Raw genomic sequence first — 15,454 nt, 5'->3', positions numbered from 1 at the left:
AGGAACTGCCTTGAACACCTCCATTGGATTGCACGGAGTCAAACGGCTCAACGACCTCCCCCGTGACGAGTTCATCAAGGCGATGCCCGGACTGTGCCACCTTCCCGTGGAAGACTGGGCAATCGACGTTGAGCGTCAACGGCCGTTCACTGACTTCGACGACCTGATCGGAAAGGCGCGCTCGGCTGTCACAGCTCTGAGCGACGCCAACGTGGTCGCCTCCCACGTTGGGTTGAGGCGCCTGGGATCCCGGCACGACGGCTTCACCGGCCGGAGGCTGCGGTGGGCCAAGCAGGAATCCGCCCTCATGGACAGGGACGACGAAGCCCTGCAAGCCCTGAACGAGGCCCAGGATGCCTACGAAGCAAAGTTCGGCCATGTCTTCCTCATCAGCGCAACCGGACTGACGAACGATGAGATGGTGGCCGCGCTCCGGGCACGCTTGACGAACTCATCCGAAGCGGAGTGCGACGCCGTCAGGGAGGAACTGCGCAAACTGGTCGCCATTCGCCTCACGAGGCTCGTCGAAGAGTTGGAAGACCCGGAAGCCGCCCTCACTGAGGGATAACCGGCTGCACGGCCGGACATGTCCACCCTTGGAACCAAGCGATGGGCATTTAAGTGACATGTCCACTCCTGGTGGCCAGGAGTGGACATGTCCGGTGGCGGGTTGGGCTCAGGCCGGGATCGGCACCGGGGTGACGCCGAACTGCGCGAGCCGCTCCGCACCGCCGTCGGGCGCGGACAGGACCCAGATGCCCTTTTCGTGCACGGCCACGGAGTGCTCCCACTGGCAGGAACGCTGGCCGTCGGTGGTGACCACGGTCCAGTCGTCCTCGAGGGTGGCCGTTTCGATTCCGCCGCGTACCAGCATCGGTTCGATCGCCAGGCACAGGCCCGGACGGATCTTCGGACCGCGGTGACCGGTGCGGTAGTTCAGCACGTCGGGGGCCATGTGCATTTCGGAGCCGATGCCGTGGCCCACGTAGTCCTCCAGGATGCCCAGCGGCTTGCCGGGGACGGCGGAGACGTAGTCGTCGATTGCGTTGCCGATGTCGCCCACGAACTTGCCTTTGGCCAGGGCTGCGATGCCGCGCCACATGGCTTCCTCGGTGACGTCGGAGAGGCGCTGATCCTCGGGGTCAGCGGTTCCTACGATCACGGTGCGGGCGGAGTCAGAGTGCCAGCCGTCCACGATCGCGCCGCCGTCGATCGAGATGATGTCGCCGTCCTGCAGCACGCGGTCGCCTGGGATGCCGTGGACCACTTCCTCGTTGACGGAAGCGCAGATGGTGGCAGGGAAGCCGTGGTAGCCGAGGAAGTTGGACTTGGCGCCGGCGTCGTTGAGCACGGTGGCGAACACAGCATCCAGTTCACGGGTGCTGACCCCCGGCTTGGCTGCGGCCACTGCGGCGTCGAGGGCTCGGCTAAGCACCAGCCCGGCCTCGTGCATCTTGCGCATCTGCTGATTGGACTTGTATTCGATACGGGGCTGGCCGAACGCCATGGTCTCCTCGGGGGTTGCTCTCACCGGCTCATGCGGGGCGCACGTGCCTTGGCTCTGCCAACCATTTTCCCGCATCGGCGAGCGTGGTCGAAATCGGCCGCTCACAGGAATCGGTTGCACCCCAAAAAGGGTGCGCCCCGCACACAAAGTACGGGGCGCACCCTTTCAGCAAGCGTCAGTTGCGCCGAGGTCAGACAGCCTTGGCAGCTTCGATGGCCAGGACCACTCGGTTGGTGACCTCGTCGATGCCGCCGATGCCGTCCACCTGCGTCAGGATGCCGCGCTCGGCATACTTCGCAACCACGGCTTCAGTCTGCTCGTGGTACAGGTCCAGGCGGTGGCGGATCACGGCCTCGTTGTCGTCCGAGCGCCCGGTTTCCTTGGCGCGGCCCAGCAGGCGGCTGACGAGTTCCTCGTCGTCGGCGGTCAGCTGAAGCACTACGTCGAGCTTCTCCTGTCCTTCCGCGAGGATCTGGTCAAGGTAGTCGACCTGTGCCGTGGTGCGCGGGTAGCCGTCCAGCAGGAAGCCGTTCTCGGCGTCGGACTCGCCCAGGCGGTCGCGGACCATCTTGTTGGTGACCGCGTCCGGGACGAAGTCGCCGGCGTCCATGTACTTCTTGGCTTCGATTCCCAGCGGGGTTTCGCCCTTGACGTTGGCACGGAAGATGTCGCCGGTGGAAATGGCGACTACGCCCAGACGCTCGGAAATCCGCTCGGCCTGGGTCCCTTTGCCCGAACCCGGAGGTCCAATGATCAGCATTCTCGTCATCGCAAAAGCCCTTCGTAGTGACGTTGTTGTAGCTGCGCATCAATCTGCTTGACGGTTTCCAGGCCGACGCCCACCATGATCAGGATCGAGGTGCCACCGAACGGGAAGTTCTGGTTGGCGCCGATCAGGACCAGGGCGATCAGCGGGATCAGCGCCACGAAGCCGAGGTAGACGGCTCCGGGAAGGGTGATCCTGGAAAGCACGTACTGCAGGTAGTCCGCGGTCGGTTTGCCCGCCCGGATGCCCGGAATAAACCCGCCGTACTTCTTCATGTTGTCCGACACTTCTTCAGGGTTGAAGGTGATGGCGACGTAGAAGTAGGTGAAGAAAACGATCATGGCGAAGTAGAGCGCCATGTAGATGGGGTGGTCGCCGCGGGTGAGGTTGTTGTTGATCCACTCGACCCACGGAGCCATCTGCTCTCCCGCCTTCGGCTGGTTGAACTGCGCAATCAGGCCGGGGAGGTACAGCATGGAGGAAGCAAAGATGACGGGCACGACGCCGGCCATGTTCACCTTGATCGGGATGTAGGTGCTGGTTCCGCCGACGGTCCGGCGGCCGACCATGCGCTTGGCGTACTGCACCGGAATGCGCCGCTGGGACTGCTCGACGAACACCACCAGGGCCACGGTCACGAGGCCGATGATGAGCACGGTAAAGAAGGTGCCCGGGCCCTTGGACGACCAGATGGCGCCGAGGGAGGTGGGGAACGTGGCCGCGATCGAGGTGAAGATGAGCAGGGACATGCCGTTGCCGACGCCCTTCTCGGTCACCAGTTCACCCATCCACATGATGAGGCCGGTGCCGGCCGTCAGCGTGATGATGATCAGGATGGTGGTGATGATGCTGCTGTCCGGGATAAGCGGCAGCTGGCAGTTCGGCAGGAGCTGGCCGGAACGGGCCAGAGACACCAGCGTGGTGGCGTTCAGGAGGCCCAGGGCGATCGTCAGGTAACGGGTGTACTGGGTCAGCTTGCCCTGGCCCGAAGCGCCTTCTTCGTACAGTTGCTGGAAGCGCGGGATCACCACGCGAAGCAACTGCACAATGATGCTTGAGGTGATGTAGGGCATGATGCCCAGCGCGAAGATGGACACCTGCAGCAGCGCGCCGCCGCTGAACAGGTTAACGAGCTGGTACAGGCTCCCTTGTGTCTGACCGCCATGCAAACACTGCTGCACATTCTGGTAGCTCACACCAGGCGAGGGAATGAACGCACCCAAGCGGAAGATTGTGATGATTCCCAGCGTGAACAACAGCTTGCGTCGCAAATCAGGCGTCCGAAACGCCCGGCCGAATGCGCTAAGCAAGCGTCCTCCTGAGTAGAAAAATCCAAAGGTATCTGTGGGCCCAATGAAACCCAACACCCGAGTCTAGCGGTTGTATGCGCGATGCGAACAATCGGGAGGCCTCGAAACGAAAAACTCCCGGTGCGCCGGGCCGAAGCCCCGCGCACCGGGAGTTGTTTCACAACAGGGTGGAACCACCGCCGCTACTTCGGGAAATGACTCCCTTAGAGAGCGGTGGTGGTGCCGCCTGCTGCAGCGATCTTTTCCGCAGCGCTGGCGGAGAAAGCGTGGGCGGTGACGTCAACCTTGACGGTGATGTCGCCGGTGCCCAGCACCTTCACGGGCTGGTTCTTGCGAACGGCACCCTTCTCGACCAGAGCCTCGACGGTCACAGCGCCGCCTTCCGGGAACAGCTCGTTGAGCTTGTCCAGGTTCACAACCTGGAACTCGACCCGGAACGGGTTCTTGAAGCCGCGCAGCTTCGGCAGGCGCATGTGCAGCGGCAGCTGGCCGCCGGCAAAGCCAGCCTTGACCTGGTAGCGGGCCTTCGTACCCTTGGTACCGCGACCGGCGGTCTTACCCTTGGAGCCTTCACCACGACCAACACGGGTCTTGGCGGTCTTGGCACCCGGGGCGGGACGCAGGTGGTGGACCTTCAGTGCGTGCTGCTTCTCGGCAGCCTCTGCGGTCTTGTTCTCGGCCATTACTTCGCCTCCTCAACATTCACGAGGTGCGGAACCGTGTTGAGCATGCCCACGGTCACGGCGTCAGCGGTACGGACAACGGTGTGTCCGATGCGCTTGAGGCCGAGGGAACGCAGGGTCTCGCGCTGGTTCTGCTTGGCGCCGATGACGCCCTTGATCTGGGTGATCTCCAACTTGGCGTCGGAGGGAGTCAGGTTCTTAGCCATGACTAGACACCTGCCTTCTGGTTCTGGATGGCGCGCACCAGAGCAGCCGGAGCAACCTCGTCCAGCGGCAGGCCACGGCGGGCTGCCACGGAAGCGGGCTCTTCCAGGCGCTTCAGGGCGTCAACAGTCGCGTGAACGATGTTGATGGCGTTGGAGGAACCGAGCGACTTGGAGAGGACGTCGTGGATACCGACGCACTCCAGTACTGCACGGACCGGACCGCCGGCGATAACACCGGTACCCGGGGAAGCCGGACGCAGCATCACGACGCCGGCTGCGGCCTCACCCTGCACGCGGTGCGGGATGCTGTTGCCGACACGCGGGACGCGGAAGAAGGACTTCTTGGCCTCTTCGACACCCTTTGCGATGGCGGCGGGAACTTCCTTGGCCTTGCCGTAGCCGACGCCGACCAGACCGTTGCCGTCACCGACGACGACGAGGGCGGTGAAGCTGAAGCGACGACCACCCTTGACGACCTTGGCGACACGGTTGATGGTCACAACGCGCTCTACGAACTGGCTCTTCTCGGCCTCACGGCCGCCGTCGCGGCCACCACGGCCACCACGGTCGCCGCGGCCCTGGCCACGGTCGCCACGCTCGCCGCGACGGCCGCCGCGGCGGTCGTCGGTGGCAGCAGCGGTCTCAGTTGCCTCAGCAGCTGCAGCTTCAGTCACCTGAATGTCCTTTTCGTTATTTTCAACGGTCACAGTGCCAGCCCACCTTCGCGTGCACCGTCAGCGACGGCGGCGATGCGGCCGTGGTACTTGTTACCACCGCGGTCGAACACAACCGCGTCGATGCCGGCAGCCTTTGCGCGCTCTGCAACGAGCTCGCCAACGCGCTTGGCCTTGGCGGTCTTGTCGCCGTCAAACGCGCGCAGGTCCGCTTCCAGGGTGGAAGCGTAGGCCACGGTGACACCCTTGCTGTCGTCGACAACCTGGACGAATACGTGGCGTGCGGAGCGGTTGACCACCAGGCGGGGGCGGACAGCCGTACCGACGATACGCTTGCGGATACGAAGCTGGCGGCGGCTGCGGGCAGCTGCCTTGCTCTTGTTCGTGCGCTTCTTGTTAATTGCGATGGCCATGGTTTACTTACCAGCCTTTCCGACCTTGCGGCGGATGACTTCGCCGGCGTAACGGACACCCTTGCCCTTATAGGGATCGGGCTTGCGCAGCTTGCGAATGTTGGCAGCAACCTCGCCGACCTGCTGCTTGGAGATACCGGAGACCGAGAACTTGGTCGGGCCCTCAACCGTGAAGGTGATGCCTTCCGGAGCGGAGATGTTGACCGGGTGGCTGAAACCAAGAGCGAACTCCAGGTCGGAGCCCTTGGCCTGGACGCGGTAACCGGTACCGACGATCTCAAGCTTCTTCTCGTAGCCCTTGGTAACGCCCTCGATCATGTTGGCGATGAGGGTACGGGTCAGGCCGTGCAGCGAGCGGGAGTTGCGCTCGTCGTTCGGGCGGGTAACCGTCAGGGTGTTCTCGTCCAGGGAGACCTCGATCGGGCTGGCAACAGTGTGGCTCAGCTCGCCCTTGGCGCCCTTGACGCTGATGACGGAGCCATCAACCTTGACGTCGACGCCGGCAGGAACGGTGATGGGGAGACGTCCAATACGTGACATTATTCTCTTCCTTTCCCGTTACCAGACGTACGCGAGGACTTCGCCGCCCACGCCCTTCTTGCCGGCCTGCTTGTCAGTCAGGAGGCCGGAAGAGGTGGACAGGATTGCGATACCCAGGCCACCCAGCACGTGGGGCAGGTTGGTGGACTTCGCGTAAACGCGCAGACCCGGCTTGGAAATACGGCGGACACCGGCGATCGAACGCTCGCGGTTCGGACCGAACTTGAGGTCGATGGTCAGCTTCTTGCCAACTTCAGCTTCCTCTTCCTTCCAGCCGGCAATGTAGCCTTCGGCCTTCAGGATGTCGGCAACGCGTGCCTTGAGCTTGCTGTACGGCATGGTCACGGAGTCGTGGTATGCCGAGTTGGCGTTGCGCAGACGCGTAAGCATGTCTGCGACAGGATCTGTCATAGTCATTTGGGCTCTTGCCCTTCCTCGTAGCGGTTTCCGCCATCCTTCTCTCTAGGGAGACAGGGCAGCGGACCTCTTACGTAGTTGATTAGTCTTCGGATTTGAACGGGAAGCCGAGTGCCTTGAGCAGTGCACGGCCTTCGTCGTCGGTCTTGGCGGTGGTGACAACCGTGATGTCCATGCCGCGGACGCGGTCAATGGAGTCCTGGTCGATCTCGTGGAACATAACCTGCTCGGTCAGACCGAAGGTGTAGTTGCCGTTGCCGTCGAACTGCTTGCCGTTGAGGCCGCGGAAGTCGCGGATACGGGGCAGGGCGAGGGTGACCAGACGGTCCACGAATTCCCACATGCGGTCGCCACGGAGGGTGGCGTGCGCACCGATCGGCATGCCTTCGCGCAGCTTGAACTGGGCGATGGACTTGCGGGCCTTGGTGACCTGCGGCTTCTGGCCGGTGATCAGGGTCAGGTCGCGGACGGCGCCGTCGATCAGCTTGGAGTCCTTGGCGGCATCTCCAACACCCATGTTCACAACGACCTTCACGAGGCGGGGAACCTGGTTCACGTTCTCGTACTTGAATTCCTCAAGCAGGGACTGCTTGATGGATTCGGCGTACTTGGTCTTCAGACGCGGAACGATCTTTACCGGAGTCTCGAGAGTCTCAGTCATTAGATGTCCTTCCCGGTGGCCTTGGACACGCGGATGCGAACGGTCTTCTTCTTGCCGTCCTTCTCAACGGTCTCAACACGGAAACCGACGCGGGTCGGCTTCTTGGTCGAGGGGTCAACCAGAGCCACGTTCGAGATGTGGATCGGAGCCTCGACGATCTCGATGCCGCCGGTCTTGGTGCCGCGCTGGGACTGTCCGACCTTGGTGTGCTTGGTCACGCGGTTGATGCCTTCCACGAGGACGCGGTTAGCCTCAGGGAATACGCGAAGAACCTTGCCCTGCTTGCCACGGTCGCCGCCGCGGTCCTGCTTGGCACCGGTGATGACCTGAACGAGGTCACCCTTCTTGATCTTTGCACCCATGGGTTACAGCACCTCCGGAGCCAGGGAGACGATCTTCATGAACTTCTTGTCGCGAAGCTCGCGGCCAACCGGGCCGAAGATACGGGTACCGCGGGGGTCACCGTCGTTCTTCAGGATCACAGCTGCGTTCTCGTCAAACTTGATGTAGGAACCGTCCGCACGGCGGCGTTCCTTCTTGGTGCGAACGACGACGGCCTTGACGACGTCGCCCTTCTTTACGTTGCCGCCCGGGATAGCGTCCTTGACGGTTGCGACGATGACGTCGCCGATGCTTGCGTAGCGACGGCCGGAACCACCGAGAACGCGAATGGTAAGGATTTCCTTAGCACCCGTGTTGTCGGCGACCTTCAGTCGCGACTCCTGCTGAATCAATTTTTTACTCCTTGCGTCGCGCCGGTTCTCAAGCCGAAATCGTGCATACGGAATGAGCCTTGCGGAACGGTTGATCGGGGTGTCTCTGGACCTGCCTGGATTTTGCCAGAGCAGGCCTAAACGCCCATGCCAGAAGCATCAGCTTCCCTTGCCGGGAAAACCGGCGCGGGGCAGTATGCCATGGCACGATTGTTTACGAGGTGGTTGCAGACGCACAAATGGCGCCATACAAACTCAATATCCTAGCATGCTTGGGCCCAATGGCCGAAACGCGGAAGGGCCCGCATCCCTCGCGGAATGCGGGCCCTTCCAGTGAATCCCCGCCGGCAGGCCGGCGTCGGACTTACTTGGCCTTTTCGAGGATCTCCACGAGGCGCCACCGCTTGGTAGCGGACAGCGGGCGGGTCTCGGCGATGAGGACGAGGTCGCCGATGCCGGCGGTGTTCTCTTCGTCGTGAGCCTTGATCTTCGAGGTGCGGCGAATAACCTTGCCGTACAGAGCGTGCTTCACGCGGTCTTCAACCTGGACAACGATGGTCTTTTCCATCTTGTCCGAGACAACGTAGCCGCGACGCGTCTTACGGTAACCGCGCTGTTCGGCGCTGGCTGCTGCTTCCGTCACAGTTTCCTTCTCGCTCACTTGGCGTCCTCCCCGGCTTCAACCTCGGCCTTTTCAGCCTTGGCAGCCTTCTTGGACTTCTTTTCTTCCTTGGCTTCCACAACCGGTGCGGCAACCTCGGCACGAATGCCCAGCTCGCGCTCACGGAGAACGGTGTAGATGCGTGCGATGTCCTTCTTTACCGCGCGCAGACGACCGTGGTTCTCCAGCTGGCCGGTGGCGGACTGGAAACGCAGGTTGAACAGCTCTTCCTTGGACTTGCGGAGTTCCTCAACGAGACGCTCGTTGTCGAAACCGTCCAGCTGTGCGGGTGCGAGATCCTTCGACCCTACTGCCATTTCTATTCACCACCTTCGCGACGCACAATGCGTGCCTTCAACGGCAGCTTGTGGATTGCCAGGCGCAGTGCCTCGCGTGCTACCTCTTCATTGACACCGGAGAGTTCGAAGAGAACCCGGCCCGGCTTGACGTTTGCGACCCACCATTCCGGAGAACCCTTACCGGAACCCATACGGGTTTCGGCCGGCTTCTTGGTCAGCGGACGGTCCGGGTAGATGTTGATCCAGACCTTACCGCCACGCTTGATGTGGCGGGTCATCGCGATACGGGCGGATTCGATCTGACGGTTGGTCACGTATGCCGGGCTCAGGGCCTGGATACCGAACTCACCGAAGTTGACCTTGGTGCCGCCCGTTGCAGCGCCGGAACGACCCGGGTGGTGCTGCTTACGGTGCTTGACTCGACGTGGGATAAGCATTTAAGCCTGTCCTCCTTCTGCTGCCTGTGCCGAACCTGCGGGAGCGGCTTCAGCGGCCGGAGCTTCAGCAGCAGCGGGTGCTGCCTCGGCTGCCGGACGGTCGTTACGACGACGGCGGTCGCCACCCGGGCGGCCCGGGCGGTCGCCGGCGCGGCCGCGGGACGGAGCAGCAGCTGCCTGCTGAGCCAGTTCCTTGGCGGTGACGTCGCCCTTGTAGATCCAGACCTTCACGCCGATGCGGCCGAAGGTGGTCTTGGCCTCGTAGAAGCCGTAGTCGATGTTCGCGCGCAGGGTGTGCAGCGGCACACGGCCTTCGCGGTAGAACTCGGAGCGGGACATTTCCGCGCCGCCCAGTCGACCGGAGCAGGCGATACGGATACCCTTGGCACCCGCACGCTGCGCGGACTGCATGGCCTTCTTCATCGCACGGCGGAATGCCACGCGGGAAGTCAGCTGCTCAGCAACGCCCTGGGCAACCAGCTGTGCTTCCATCTCCGGGTTCTTGACCTCGAGGATGTTCAGCTGGACCTGCTTGCCGGTCAGCTTTTCGAGCTCGCCGCGGATGCGGTCGGCCTCGGCGCCGCGGCGGCCGATGACGATGCCCGGACGTGCCGTGTGGATGTCCACGCGGACGCGGTCGCGGGTGCGCTCGATCTCGACCTTGGCGATGCCGGCGCGCTCCATGCCCGTGGACATGAGCTGGCGGATGCGGATGTCTTCGCGGACGAAGTCCTTGTACCGCTGGCCGTTCTTGGTGCTGTCAGCGAACCAGTGCGAAACGTGATCGGTGGTGATACCGAGTCGGAACCCGTGCGGGTTTACTTTCTGTCCCACTTAGCGAGCCTCCTCTTTCTCCGGGGTAGCGACTACCACGGTGATGTGGCTCGTGCGCTTCTTGATCTGGTAGGCGCGACCCTGTGCACGCGGCTGGAACCGCTTCATGGTCGGGCCCTCGTCAACAAACGCTTCGCTGATGTAGAGGTCGCCCTCGTCAAAGGCAACGCCGTCGCGGTCCGCGAGGACCCGGGCGTTTGCCATTGCCGACTGAACTACCTTGAATACCGGCTCCGAAGCTGCCTGCTGGGCAAACTTCAGAATTGCCAGAGCCTCGTTCGCTTGCTTGCCACGAACAAGGTTGACGACGCGCCGGGCCTTCATAGGCGTTACGCGGATGTGACGCGCAATAGCCTTGGCTTCCATTGCTTTCCTTCTCTCGTCTTAGCCGTAGAGCGAGCGCCTTAGCGGCGCTTGCCCTTACGGTCGTCCTTGACATGGCCGCGGAAAGTCCGCGTAGGAGCGAATTCGCCGAGCTTGTGCCCGACCATCGACTCAGTGACAAACACCGGGATGTGCTTGCGTCCGTCGTGAACGGCGATCGTGTGACCCAGCATGTCCGGGATGATCATCGAACGGCGGGACCAGGTCTTGATGACGTTCTTGGTGCCCTTTTCGTTTTCCTTGGCGACCTTCACAAAGAGGTGCTGGTCAACGAAAGGACCTTTTTTCAGGCTGCGTGGCATGTGTCCAGGCTCCTATCGCTTGTTCTTGCCAGTACGGCGGCGACGAACAATAAGCTTGTCGCTCTCTTTGTTGGGGCGGCGGGTACGGCCCTCGGGCTTGCCGTTGGGGTTGACCGGGTGACGGCCACCGGAGGTCTTGCCTTCACCACCACCGTGCGGGTGGTCAACCGGGTTCATGGCCACACCACGCACGGTCGGGCGGACGCCCTTCCAGCGCATACGGCCGGCCTTGCCCCAGTTGATGTTCGACTGCTCGGCGTTGCCGACCTCGCCGACGGTTGCGCGGCAGCGCACGTCAACGTTGCGGATTTCGCCGGAGGGCAGGCGCAGCTGGGCGAAACGGCCTTCCTTGGCAACGAGCTGCACCGAGGCACCGGCGGAGCGGGCCATCTTGGCGCCGCCACCCGGGCGCAGTTCAACTGCGTGGATCACGGTACCGACAGGGATGTTGCGCAGGGGCAGGTTGTTGCCCGGCTTGATGTCAGCGTCGGGACCGGCCTCAACGAAGTCGCCCTGGGACAGCTTGTTGGGGGCGATGATGTAACGCTTGGTGCCATCAACGTAGTGCAGGAGCGCGATGCGGGCCGTACGGTTCGGATCGTACTCGATTTCGGCAACGCGGGCGTTGACGCCGTCCTTGTCGTGGCGACGGAAGTCGATCAGACGGTACTGGCGCTTGTGTCCACCACCCTTGTGGCGAGTGGTGATCTTACCGGTGTTGTTACGGCCGCCGGTCTTGTGCAGCGGACGCAGCAGCGACTTTTCCGGAGTCGATCGCGTGATTTCAGCGAAGTCGGCTACGCTCGAGCCACGACGGCCCGGGGTAGTCGGCTTGTATTTACGGATTCCCATGATTTATTTCCTCGTTAAAGTGGTCTCCGCTACGCGAGCGGACCGCCGAAGATGTCGATAGTGCCTTCCTTCAGGGTGACAATCGCGCGCTTGGTGCTCTTGCGCTGTCCCCATCCGAACTTGGTCCGCTTGCGCTTACCGGCACGGTTGATGGTGTTGATCGATTCGACCTTGACGGAGAAGATCTTCTCCACGGCCAGCTTGATCTCGGTCTTGTTCGAACGGGGGTCCACCAGGAAGGTGTACTTGCCCTCGTCGATCAGGCCGTAGCTCTTTTCCGAAACGACGGGTGCGATGACGACGTCGCGCGGGTCCTTGATGGTGGTGACGCTCACTTGGCGGCCTCCTCGTTCTTTGCCTTGTCAGCGACGAACGCTTCGAAAGCAGCCTTGGTGAAGACCACGTCGTCGGAAACCAGGACGTCGTAGGTGTTCAGCTGGTCCACGTAGAGGGTGTGGACGTCGGCGAGGTTGCGCACGGACAGTGCAGCAACATCGTTGGCGCGTTCGATCACGACGAGCAGGTTCTTGCGCTCGGTAACAGCCTTCAGCGTCGCCAGGGCGTCCTTGGTGGACGGCTTGGTGCCGGCAACCAGTTCAGCGACGACGTGGATGCGGCCGTTGCGGGCGCGGTCCGACAGGGCGCCACGGAGAGCAGCGGCCTTCATCTTCTTGGGGGTGCGCTGGGCGTAGTCACGCGGGGTCGGGCCGTGGACGATGCCACCACCGGTCATGTGCGGAGCACGGATCGAGCCCTGGCGGGCGCGGCCGGTACCCTTCTGCTTGAACGGCTTGCGGCCTGCACCGGAAACTTCAGCGCGGGTCTTGGTCTTGTGGGTACCCTGGCGAGCGGCAGCGAGCTGGGCGACGACGACCTGGTGCAGCAGCGGCACGTTGGTCTGGACGTCGAAGATCTCTGCAGGCAGGTCTACCTTCACAGTGCTAGTCATTGAACTAGGCTCCCTTCACGGCGGAACGTACGAGTACGACCTGGCCGCGGGCACCGGGGACGGCACCCTTGATAAGGAGCAGCGACTTCTCAACGTCAACAGCGTGAACGGTCAGGTTCAGCGTGGTGTGACGTACGGCGCCCATGCGGCCGGCCATTTTCAGGCCCTTGAAGACGCGGCTCGGGGTGGATGCGCCACCGATGGAACCAGGCTTGCGGTGGTTCTTGTGCGCACCGTGGGAAGCACCGACACCGGAGAAGCCGTGACGCTTCATAACACCGGCGAAGCCCTTACCCTTGCTGGTGCCGACGACGTCGATCTTCTGGCCGGCTTCGAAGAGCTCAACAGAGAGCTCCTGGCCCAGCTCGTAAGACGCGGCGTCTGCAGTGCGCAGTTCGACGACGTGGCGGCGGGGGGTCACGCCGGCCTTTTCAAAGTGACCAGCCAGCGGCTTGGTGACCTTGCGGGGATCGATCTGGCCATAGCCGATCTGAACGGCGACGTAGCCGTCGGCCTCTGCGTTGCGCAGCTGGGTGACGACGTTGGAGTCAGCCTGGACGACAGTTACCGGGATGAGCTTGTTGTTCTCGTCCCAGACCTGGGTCATGCCGAGCTTCGTGCCCAGCAGGCCCTTTACGTTACGGGTTGCGGTCATAGTCTCTCAGCACCTCCCTACAGCTTGATTTCGATGTTCACGTCGGCCGGCAGGTCGAGACGCATGAGCGAGTCAACAGCCTTGGGCGTGGGGTCGATGATGTCGATCAGACGCTTGTGAGTACGCATTTCGAAGTGCTCACGGCTGTCCTTGTACTTGTGGGGAGAGCGGATAACGCAGTACACGTTCTTCTCCGTCGGAAGCGGCACGGGGCCCACTACCGTTGCGCCTGCGCGCGTGACCGTCTCAACGATCTTCCGCGCTGAAACATCAATGACCTCGTGGTCATATGACTTCAGCCGGATGCGGATCTTTTGTCCCGCCATGTCGCCTGACTCTCTTTCAGTCTGTGCTTCCCTGGGTTAGGGCTGCCCTGTTTACTTGCGTTCCGTGGCTGCCGAAGCAATTGAGGTTCTACCACCACCCACCGCACGGCTTGAATCCGGAAATCCCGGGTTCCTCAAACCGCCGGTGCTCCGACCCCCGCGGTCGGGCGTGTCGCGCTTTTCACGCAAAACGATCCGTAGTTCTTTGGGGGATCCGGGTTATGTTTGGGCTCCAGCCTGGACCCTGCACCCGGCATTATCCGGATCGGGACGCGAAGGAGCGCTTGAACAACTCATCTAGTATGCCCGAATTCGACGGCAGATGCGAATCGGGCCTCCGGAACCCGTTGCCATCGTGCGCAGCGGTGATCATGATGGGGGCATGACCGTCCAGGCTGGACCCACCGTAGAGCATCTTGCGGGCCTGTTTCCTGCCGGATTCATCCTTGGAGTCGCCACCGCGGCGTTCCAGATCGAGGGTTCCCTGGACGTGGATGGCCGGGGTCCGTCCAGCTGGGACGCGTTCGCGGAGAAGCCCGGGACGATCAGCGACGGCGCTTCGGCCGCCGTCGCCTGCGACCACTATAACCGCAGCGGCGAAGACATCGCCCTGATGCGGGAGCTCGGCGTCGATTCCTACCGCTTCTCCCTTTCCTGGTCCCGGATCCAGCCGGATGGCAGGGGCGCCGCAAACGAACAAGGACTGGACTTCTACGACCGCCTGACCGACAAGCTGCTTGCGGCCGGCATCTCCCCCATGGCGACCCTGTTCCATTGGGATACTCCCCTGGCATTGGAGCACGACGGCGGGTGGCTCAGCCGCGCGACGGCCGGACGCTTCGGCGACTATGTTGCCCTCGTCGCTGCCCGCCTGGGCGACCGCGTTGCGCAATGGGTGACCCTGAACGAACCGGTCTCGGTGGCGCTCCAGGGATATGGGCTCGGGGTCCACGCGCCGGGCCGCCGGCTCCTGTTCGACGCGCTCCCTGCAGTGCACCACCAATTACTGGGCCACGGGCTGGCGGTCCAGGCACTGCGTGCGGCCGGAGCGATAGGACGCATCGGCGTCGCCAATATGCACGCCCCCGTCAGCCCGGCAGGTACGGGTTTCAAGGACGGACTGATGGCAACCACCTTCGACTTGCTGGTGAACCGGATCTTCGCCGACCCGCTCCTGACCGGAAAGTACCCGACACCGCCGTTGTTGGTGCGCCCCTGGTTCAAAATGCTCGGCAGCGCCTCCGACGACGACATGCAACTCATCCACCAGCCGCTGGACTTCTACGGGGTCAACTACTACTACCCGGTCAGGATCGCGGCGGGCGGCGGCACCCACAGCACCCCGGCGGGCGACAGCGAGATGATGGCCAAGCTGCCCTTCCACCTGGTGCCGTTCCCCGAGTACGGGGTCACGGGCTTCGGGTGGCCGGTGGCACCCGAGCATCTAGGGACCCTGCTCCGCTCGCTCAAGGACCGTTACGGCGAGGCATTGCCTCCGGTGATGATTACGGAGAGCGGTGCAAGCTTCCCGGAACCCGCCCGTGTTTCCGGGACCTTGCGGGACCAGGACCGGATCGAGTACCTCGCGGGCCACCTGGGCCACGTGTTGACTGCCACCGCTCCGGGCGGCATTGCCCACGACGTCGAGCTGCTCGGCTACTACGTCTGGACGCTCCTGGACAACTTCGAATGGGCCGCCGGATTCTCACAGCGCTTCGGCCTGGTCCATGTGGACTTCGAAACCCTGCAGAGGACGCCCAAGGAATCCTTCTACTGGTACCGGTCCCTCAGCCGGGCGCGCCGCAGCCGCTTGCGCGGGAAAACCACCTAGGCCGGCCGCTTTTGGCACAACCCTGCTGAAACCC

The 15,454-nt window shown here is 63.0% G+C and carries 25 protein-coding genes; 2 read left to right on the top strand and 23 right to left on the bottom strand.

Going from position 1 to position 15,454, the window contains the following annotated elements:
* Positions 1–10 precede the first annotated feature (10 nt).
* Positions 11–568, top strand: coding sequence for a 2-oxo-4-hydroxy-4-carboxy-5-ureidoimidazoline decarboxylase (locus DWV11_RS18360; RefSeq protein WP_115790338.1), 558 nt, complete (start codon positions 11–13; stop codon positions 566–568).
* A 108-nt stretch (positions 569–676) separates the two neighbouring features.
* Here the strand turns inward: DWV11_RS18360 and map are convergent, their stop codons facing one another.
* The 23 genes from map to rpsJ all read right to left on the bottom strand — a co-directional run bounded on the left by map (position 677) and on the right by rpsJ (position 13,589).
* Positions 677–1,507 carry a type I methionyl aminopeptidase gene (map, locus tag DWV11_RS18355; RefSeq protein WP_115790337.1) on the bottom strand — a complete coding sequence of 277 codons (831 nt, stop codon included), beginning with the start codon at positions 1,505–1,507 and terminating at the stop codon, positions 677–679.
* A 190-nt stretch (positions 1,508–1,697) separates the two neighbouring features.
* Entirely contained in the window at positions 1,698–2,267 is a 570-nt protein-coding gene (locus tag DWV11_RS18350) for an adenylate kinase (RefSeq protein WP_210725794.1), read from the bottom strand.
* Between the two features lie 5 nt (positions 2,268–2,272).
* Positions 2,273–3,583, bottom strand: a complete 1,311-nt coding sequence (gene secY, locus DWV11_RS18345; RefSeq protein WP_115790335.1) for a preprotein translocase subunit SecY — start codon at positions 3,581–3,583, stop codon at positions 2,273–2,275.
* 203 nt (positions 3,584–3,786) lie between these two features.
* The gene (rplO, locus tag DWV11_RS18340) at positions 3,787–4,266 is read right to left on the bottom strand and encodes a 50S ribosomal protein L15 (RefSeq protein WP_070350376.1); all 480 of its coding nucleotides are present in this window, start codon (positions 4,264–4,266) and stop codon (positions 3,787–3,789) included.
* Positions 4,266–4,472, bottom strand: coding sequence for a 50S ribosomal protein L30 (gene rpmD / locus DWV11_RS18335; protein ID WP_115790334.1), 207 nt, complete (start codon positions 4,470–4,472; stop codon positions 4,266–4,268). The genes rplO and rpmD overlap by 1 nt, the downstream gene beginning before the upstream one ends.
* 2 nt (positions 4,473–4,474) lie before the next feature.
* Positions 4,475–5,146 (bottom strand): 30S ribosomal protein S5, encoded by a 672-nt coding sequence (gene rpsE / locus DWV11_RS18330; protein ID WP_210725787.1) that lies wholly within the window; start codon positions 5,144–5,146, stop codon positions 4,475–4,477.
* 29 nt (positions 5,147–5,175) lie between these two features.
* Positions 5,176–5,559 carry a 50S ribosomal protein L18 gene (gene rplR / locus DWV11_RS18325; RefSeq protein WP_115790332.1) on the bottom strand — a complete coding sequence of 128 codons (384 nt, stop codon included), beginning with the start codon at positions 5,557–5,559 and terminating at the stop codon, positions 5,176–5,178.
* Positions 5,560–5,562: 3 nt separating this feature from the next.
* Positions 5,563–6,099, bottom strand: a complete 537-nt coding sequence (gene rplF / locus DWV11_RS18320; protein WP_115790331.1) for a 50S ribosomal protein L6 — start codon at positions 6,097–6,099, stop codon at positions 5,563–5,565.
* A gap of 18 nt (positions 6,100–6,117) precedes the next feature.
* Positions 6,118–6,516 carry a 30S ribosomal protein S8 gene (gene rpsH, locus DWV11_RS18315; RefSeq protein WP_115790330.1) on the bottom strand — a complete coding sequence of 133 codons (399 nt, stop codon included), beginning with the start codon at positions 6,514–6,516 and terminating at the stop codon, positions 6,118–6,120.
* 82 nt (positions 6,517–6,598) lie between these two features.
* Positions 6,599–7,177, bottom strand: coding sequence for a 50S ribosomal protein L5 (rplE, locus tag DWV11_RS18310; protein WP_070350370.1), 579 nt, complete (start codon positions 7,175–7,177; stop codon positions 6,599–6,601).
* Entirely contained in the window at positions 7,177–7,539 is a 363-nt protein-coding gene (gene rplX, locus DWV11_RS18305; protein ID WP_074587804.1) for a 50S ribosomal protein L24, read from the bottom strand. Before rplX ends, rplE begins: the two co-directional genes overlap by 1 nt.
* Positions 7,540–7,542: 3 nt before the next feature.
* Complete coding sequence (rplN, locus tag DWV11_RS18300; protein WP_070350368.1) at positions 7,543–7,911, bottom strand: 50S ribosomal protein L14; 369 nt, start codon at positions 7,909–7,911, stop codon at positions 7,543–7,545.
* A gap of 343 nt (positions 7,912–8,254) precedes the next feature.
* Complete coding sequence (rpsQ, locus tag DWV11_RS18295; RefSeq protein WP_070350367.1) at positions 8,255–8,551, bottom strand: 30S ribosomal protein S17; 297 nt, start codon at positions 8,549–8,551, stop codon at positions 8,255–8,257.
* Positions 8,548–8,868 carry a 50S ribosomal protein L29 gene (gene rpmC, locus DWV11_RS20515; protein WP_014922387.1) on the bottom strand — a complete coding sequence of 107 codons (321 nt, stop codon included), beginning with the start codon at positions 8,866–8,868 and terminating at the stop codon, positions 8,548–8,550. The genes rpsQ and rpmC overlap by 4 nt, the downstream gene beginning before the upstream one ends.
* 2 nt (positions 8,869–8,870) lie before the next feature.
* Positions 8,871–9,287, bottom strand: a complete 417-nt coding sequence (gene rplP / locus DWV11_RS18285) for a 50S ribosomal protein L16 (protein WP_070350365.1) — start codon at positions 9,285–9,287, stop codon at positions 8,871–8,873.
* Positions 9,288–10,121, bottom strand: a complete 834-nt coding sequence (gene rpsC / locus DWV11_RS18280; protein WP_115790329.1) for a 30S ribosomal protein S3 — start codon at positions 10,119–10,121, stop codon at positions 9,288–9,290. It abuts the gene before it with no gap.
* On the bottom strand, positions 10,122–10,487 hold the full coding sequence (gene rplV / locus DWV11_RS18275) for a 50S ribosomal protein L22 (protein WP_074587810.1): 366 nt from the start codon (positions 10,485–10,487) through the stop codon (positions 10,122–10,124).
* 38 nt (positions 10,488–10,525) lie between these two features.
* Positions 10,526–10,807, bottom strand: coding sequence for a 30S ribosomal protein S19 (rpsS, locus tag DWV11_RS18270; RefSeq protein WP_070350362.1), 282 nt, complete (start codon positions 10,805–10,807; stop codon positions 10,526–10,528).
* A 12-nt stretch (positions 10,808–10,819) separates the two neighbouring features.
* A complete protein-coding gene (rplB, locus tag DWV11_RS18265) occupies positions 10,820–11,659 on the bottom strand; it encodes a 50S ribosomal protein L2 (protein WP_074587812.1) in 840 nt (279 codons plus the stop codon).
* Between the two features lie 29 nt (positions 11,660–11,688).
* Entirely contained in the window at positions 11,689–11,994 is a 306-nt protein-coding gene (gene rplW, locus DWV11_RS18260) for a 50S ribosomal protein L23 (protein ID WP_070350360.1), read from the bottom strand.
* Positions 11,991–12,608: a 50S ribosomal protein L4 gene (rplD, locus tag DWV11_RS18255; protein WP_074587814.1), complete on the bottom strand. Its 618-nt coding sequence runs from the start codon at positions 12,606–12,608 to the stop codon at positions 11,991–11,993. The genes rplW and rplD overlap by 4 nt, the downstream gene beginning before the upstream one ends.
* 4 nt (positions 12,609–12,612) lie before the next feature.
* A complete protein-coding gene (gene rplC / locus DWV11_RS18250; RefSeq protein ID WP_074587815.1) occupies positions 12,613–13,263 on the bottom strand; it encodes a 50S ribosomal protein L3 in 651 nt (216 codons plus the stop codon).
* A gap of 17 nt (positions 13,264–13,280) precedes the next feature.
* Positions 13,281–13,589, bottom strand: coding sequence for a 30S ribosomal protein S10 (gene rpsJ / locus DWV11_RS18245; RefSeq protein ID WP_003803825.1), 309 nt, complete (start codon positions 13,587–13,589; stop codon positions 13,281–13,283).
* A 382-nt stretch (positions 13,590–13,971) separates the two neighbouring features.
* Here rpsJ and DWV11_RS18240 point away from each other — a divergent pair, with 382 nt between their 5' ends.
* Entirely contained in the window at positions 13,972–15,420 is a 1,449-nt protein-coding gene (locus DWV11_RS18240) for a GH1 family beta-glucosidase (protein WP_115790328.1), read from the top strand.
* The last annotated feature ends 34 nt before the right edge of the window (positions 15,421–15,454 follow it).

This window comes from Arthrobacter silvisoli (assembly GCF_003369445.1).
Taxonomy (GTDB): Bacteria; Actinomycetota; Actinomycetes; order Actinomycetales; family Micrococcaceae; genus Arthrobacter; species Arthrobacter silvisoli.
This window is presented reverse-complemented; position numbering and strand designations above follow the sequence as displayed.

Excerpts from the sequence above, each read along its gene's own strand:
- rplR (WP_115790332.1), bottom strand. The coding sequence starts at position 5,559 with ATGGCCATCGCAATTAACAAGAAGCGCACGAACAAGAGCAAGGCAGCT.
- rplX (WP_074587804.1), bottom strand. The coding sequence starts at position 7,539 with ATGGGTGCAAAGATCAAGAAGGGTGACCTCGTTCAGGTCATCACCGGT.
- rpmD (WP_115790334.1), bottom strand. The coding sequence starts at position 4,472 with ATGGCTAAGAACCTGACTCCCTCCGACGCCAAGTTGGAGATCACCCAG.
- DWV11_RS18240 (WP_115790328.1), top strand. The coding sequence starts at position 13,972 with ATGACCGTCCAGGCTGGACCCACCGTAGAGCATCTTGCGGGCCTGTTT.
- rplF (WP_115790331.1), bottom strand. The coding sequence starts at position 6,099 with ATGTCACGTATTGGACGTCTCCCCATCACCGTTCCTGCCGGCGTCGAC.
- rplV (WP_074587810.1), bottom strand. The coding sequence starts at position 10,487 with ATGGAAGCCAAGGCTATTGCGCGTCACATCCGCGTAACGCCTATGAAG.
- rpsJ (WP_003803825.1), bottom strand. The coding sequence starts at position 13,589 with ATGGCGGGACAAAAGATCCGCATCCGGCTGAAGTCATATGACCACGAG.
- map (WP_115790337.1), bottom strand. The coding sequence starts at position 1,507 with ATGGCGTTCGGCCAGCCCCGTATCGAATACAAGTCCAATCAGCAGATG.
- rpsS (WP_070350362.1), bottom strand. The coding sequence starts at position 10,807 with ATGCCACGCAGCCTGAAAAAAGGTCCTTTCGTTGACCAGCACCTCTTT.
- rplO (WP_070350376.1), bottom strand. The coding sequence starts at position 4,266 with ATGGCCGAGAACAAGACCGCAGAGGCTGCCGAGAAGCAGCACGCACTG.
- DWV11_RS18350 (WP_210725794.1), bottom strand. The coding sequence starts at position 2,267 with ATGCTGATCATTGGACCTCCGGGTTCGGGCAAAGGGACCCAGGCCGAG.
- rplB (WP_074587812.1), bottom strand. The coding sequence starts at position 11,659 with ATGGGAATCCGTAAATACAAGCCGACTACCCCGGGCCGTCGTGGCTCG.
- rplP (WP_070350365.1), bottom strand. The coding sequence starts at position 9,287 with ATGCTTATCCCACGTCGAGTCAAGCACCGTAAGCAGCACCACCCGGGT.
- rplD (WP_074587814.1), bottom strand. The coding sequence starts at position 12,608 with ATGACTAGCACTGTGAAGGTAGACCTGCCTGCAGAGATCTTCGACGTC.
- rplC (WP_074587815.1), bottom strand. The coding sequence starts at position 13,263 with ATGACCGCAACCCGTAACGTAAAGGGCCTGCTGGGCACGAAGCTCGGC.
- rpsH (WP_115790330.1), bottom strand. The coding sequence starts at position 6,516 with ATGACTATGACAGATCCTGTCGCAGACATGCTTACGCGTCTGCGCAAC.
- rplE (WP_070350370.1), bottom strand. The coding sequence starts at position 7,177 with ATGACTGAGACTCTCGAGACTCCGGTAAAGATCGTTCCGCGTCTGAAG.
- rpmC (WP_014922387.1), bottom strand. The coding sequence starts at position 8,868 with ATGGCAGTAGGGTCGAAGGATCTCGCACCCGCACAGCTGGACGGTTTC.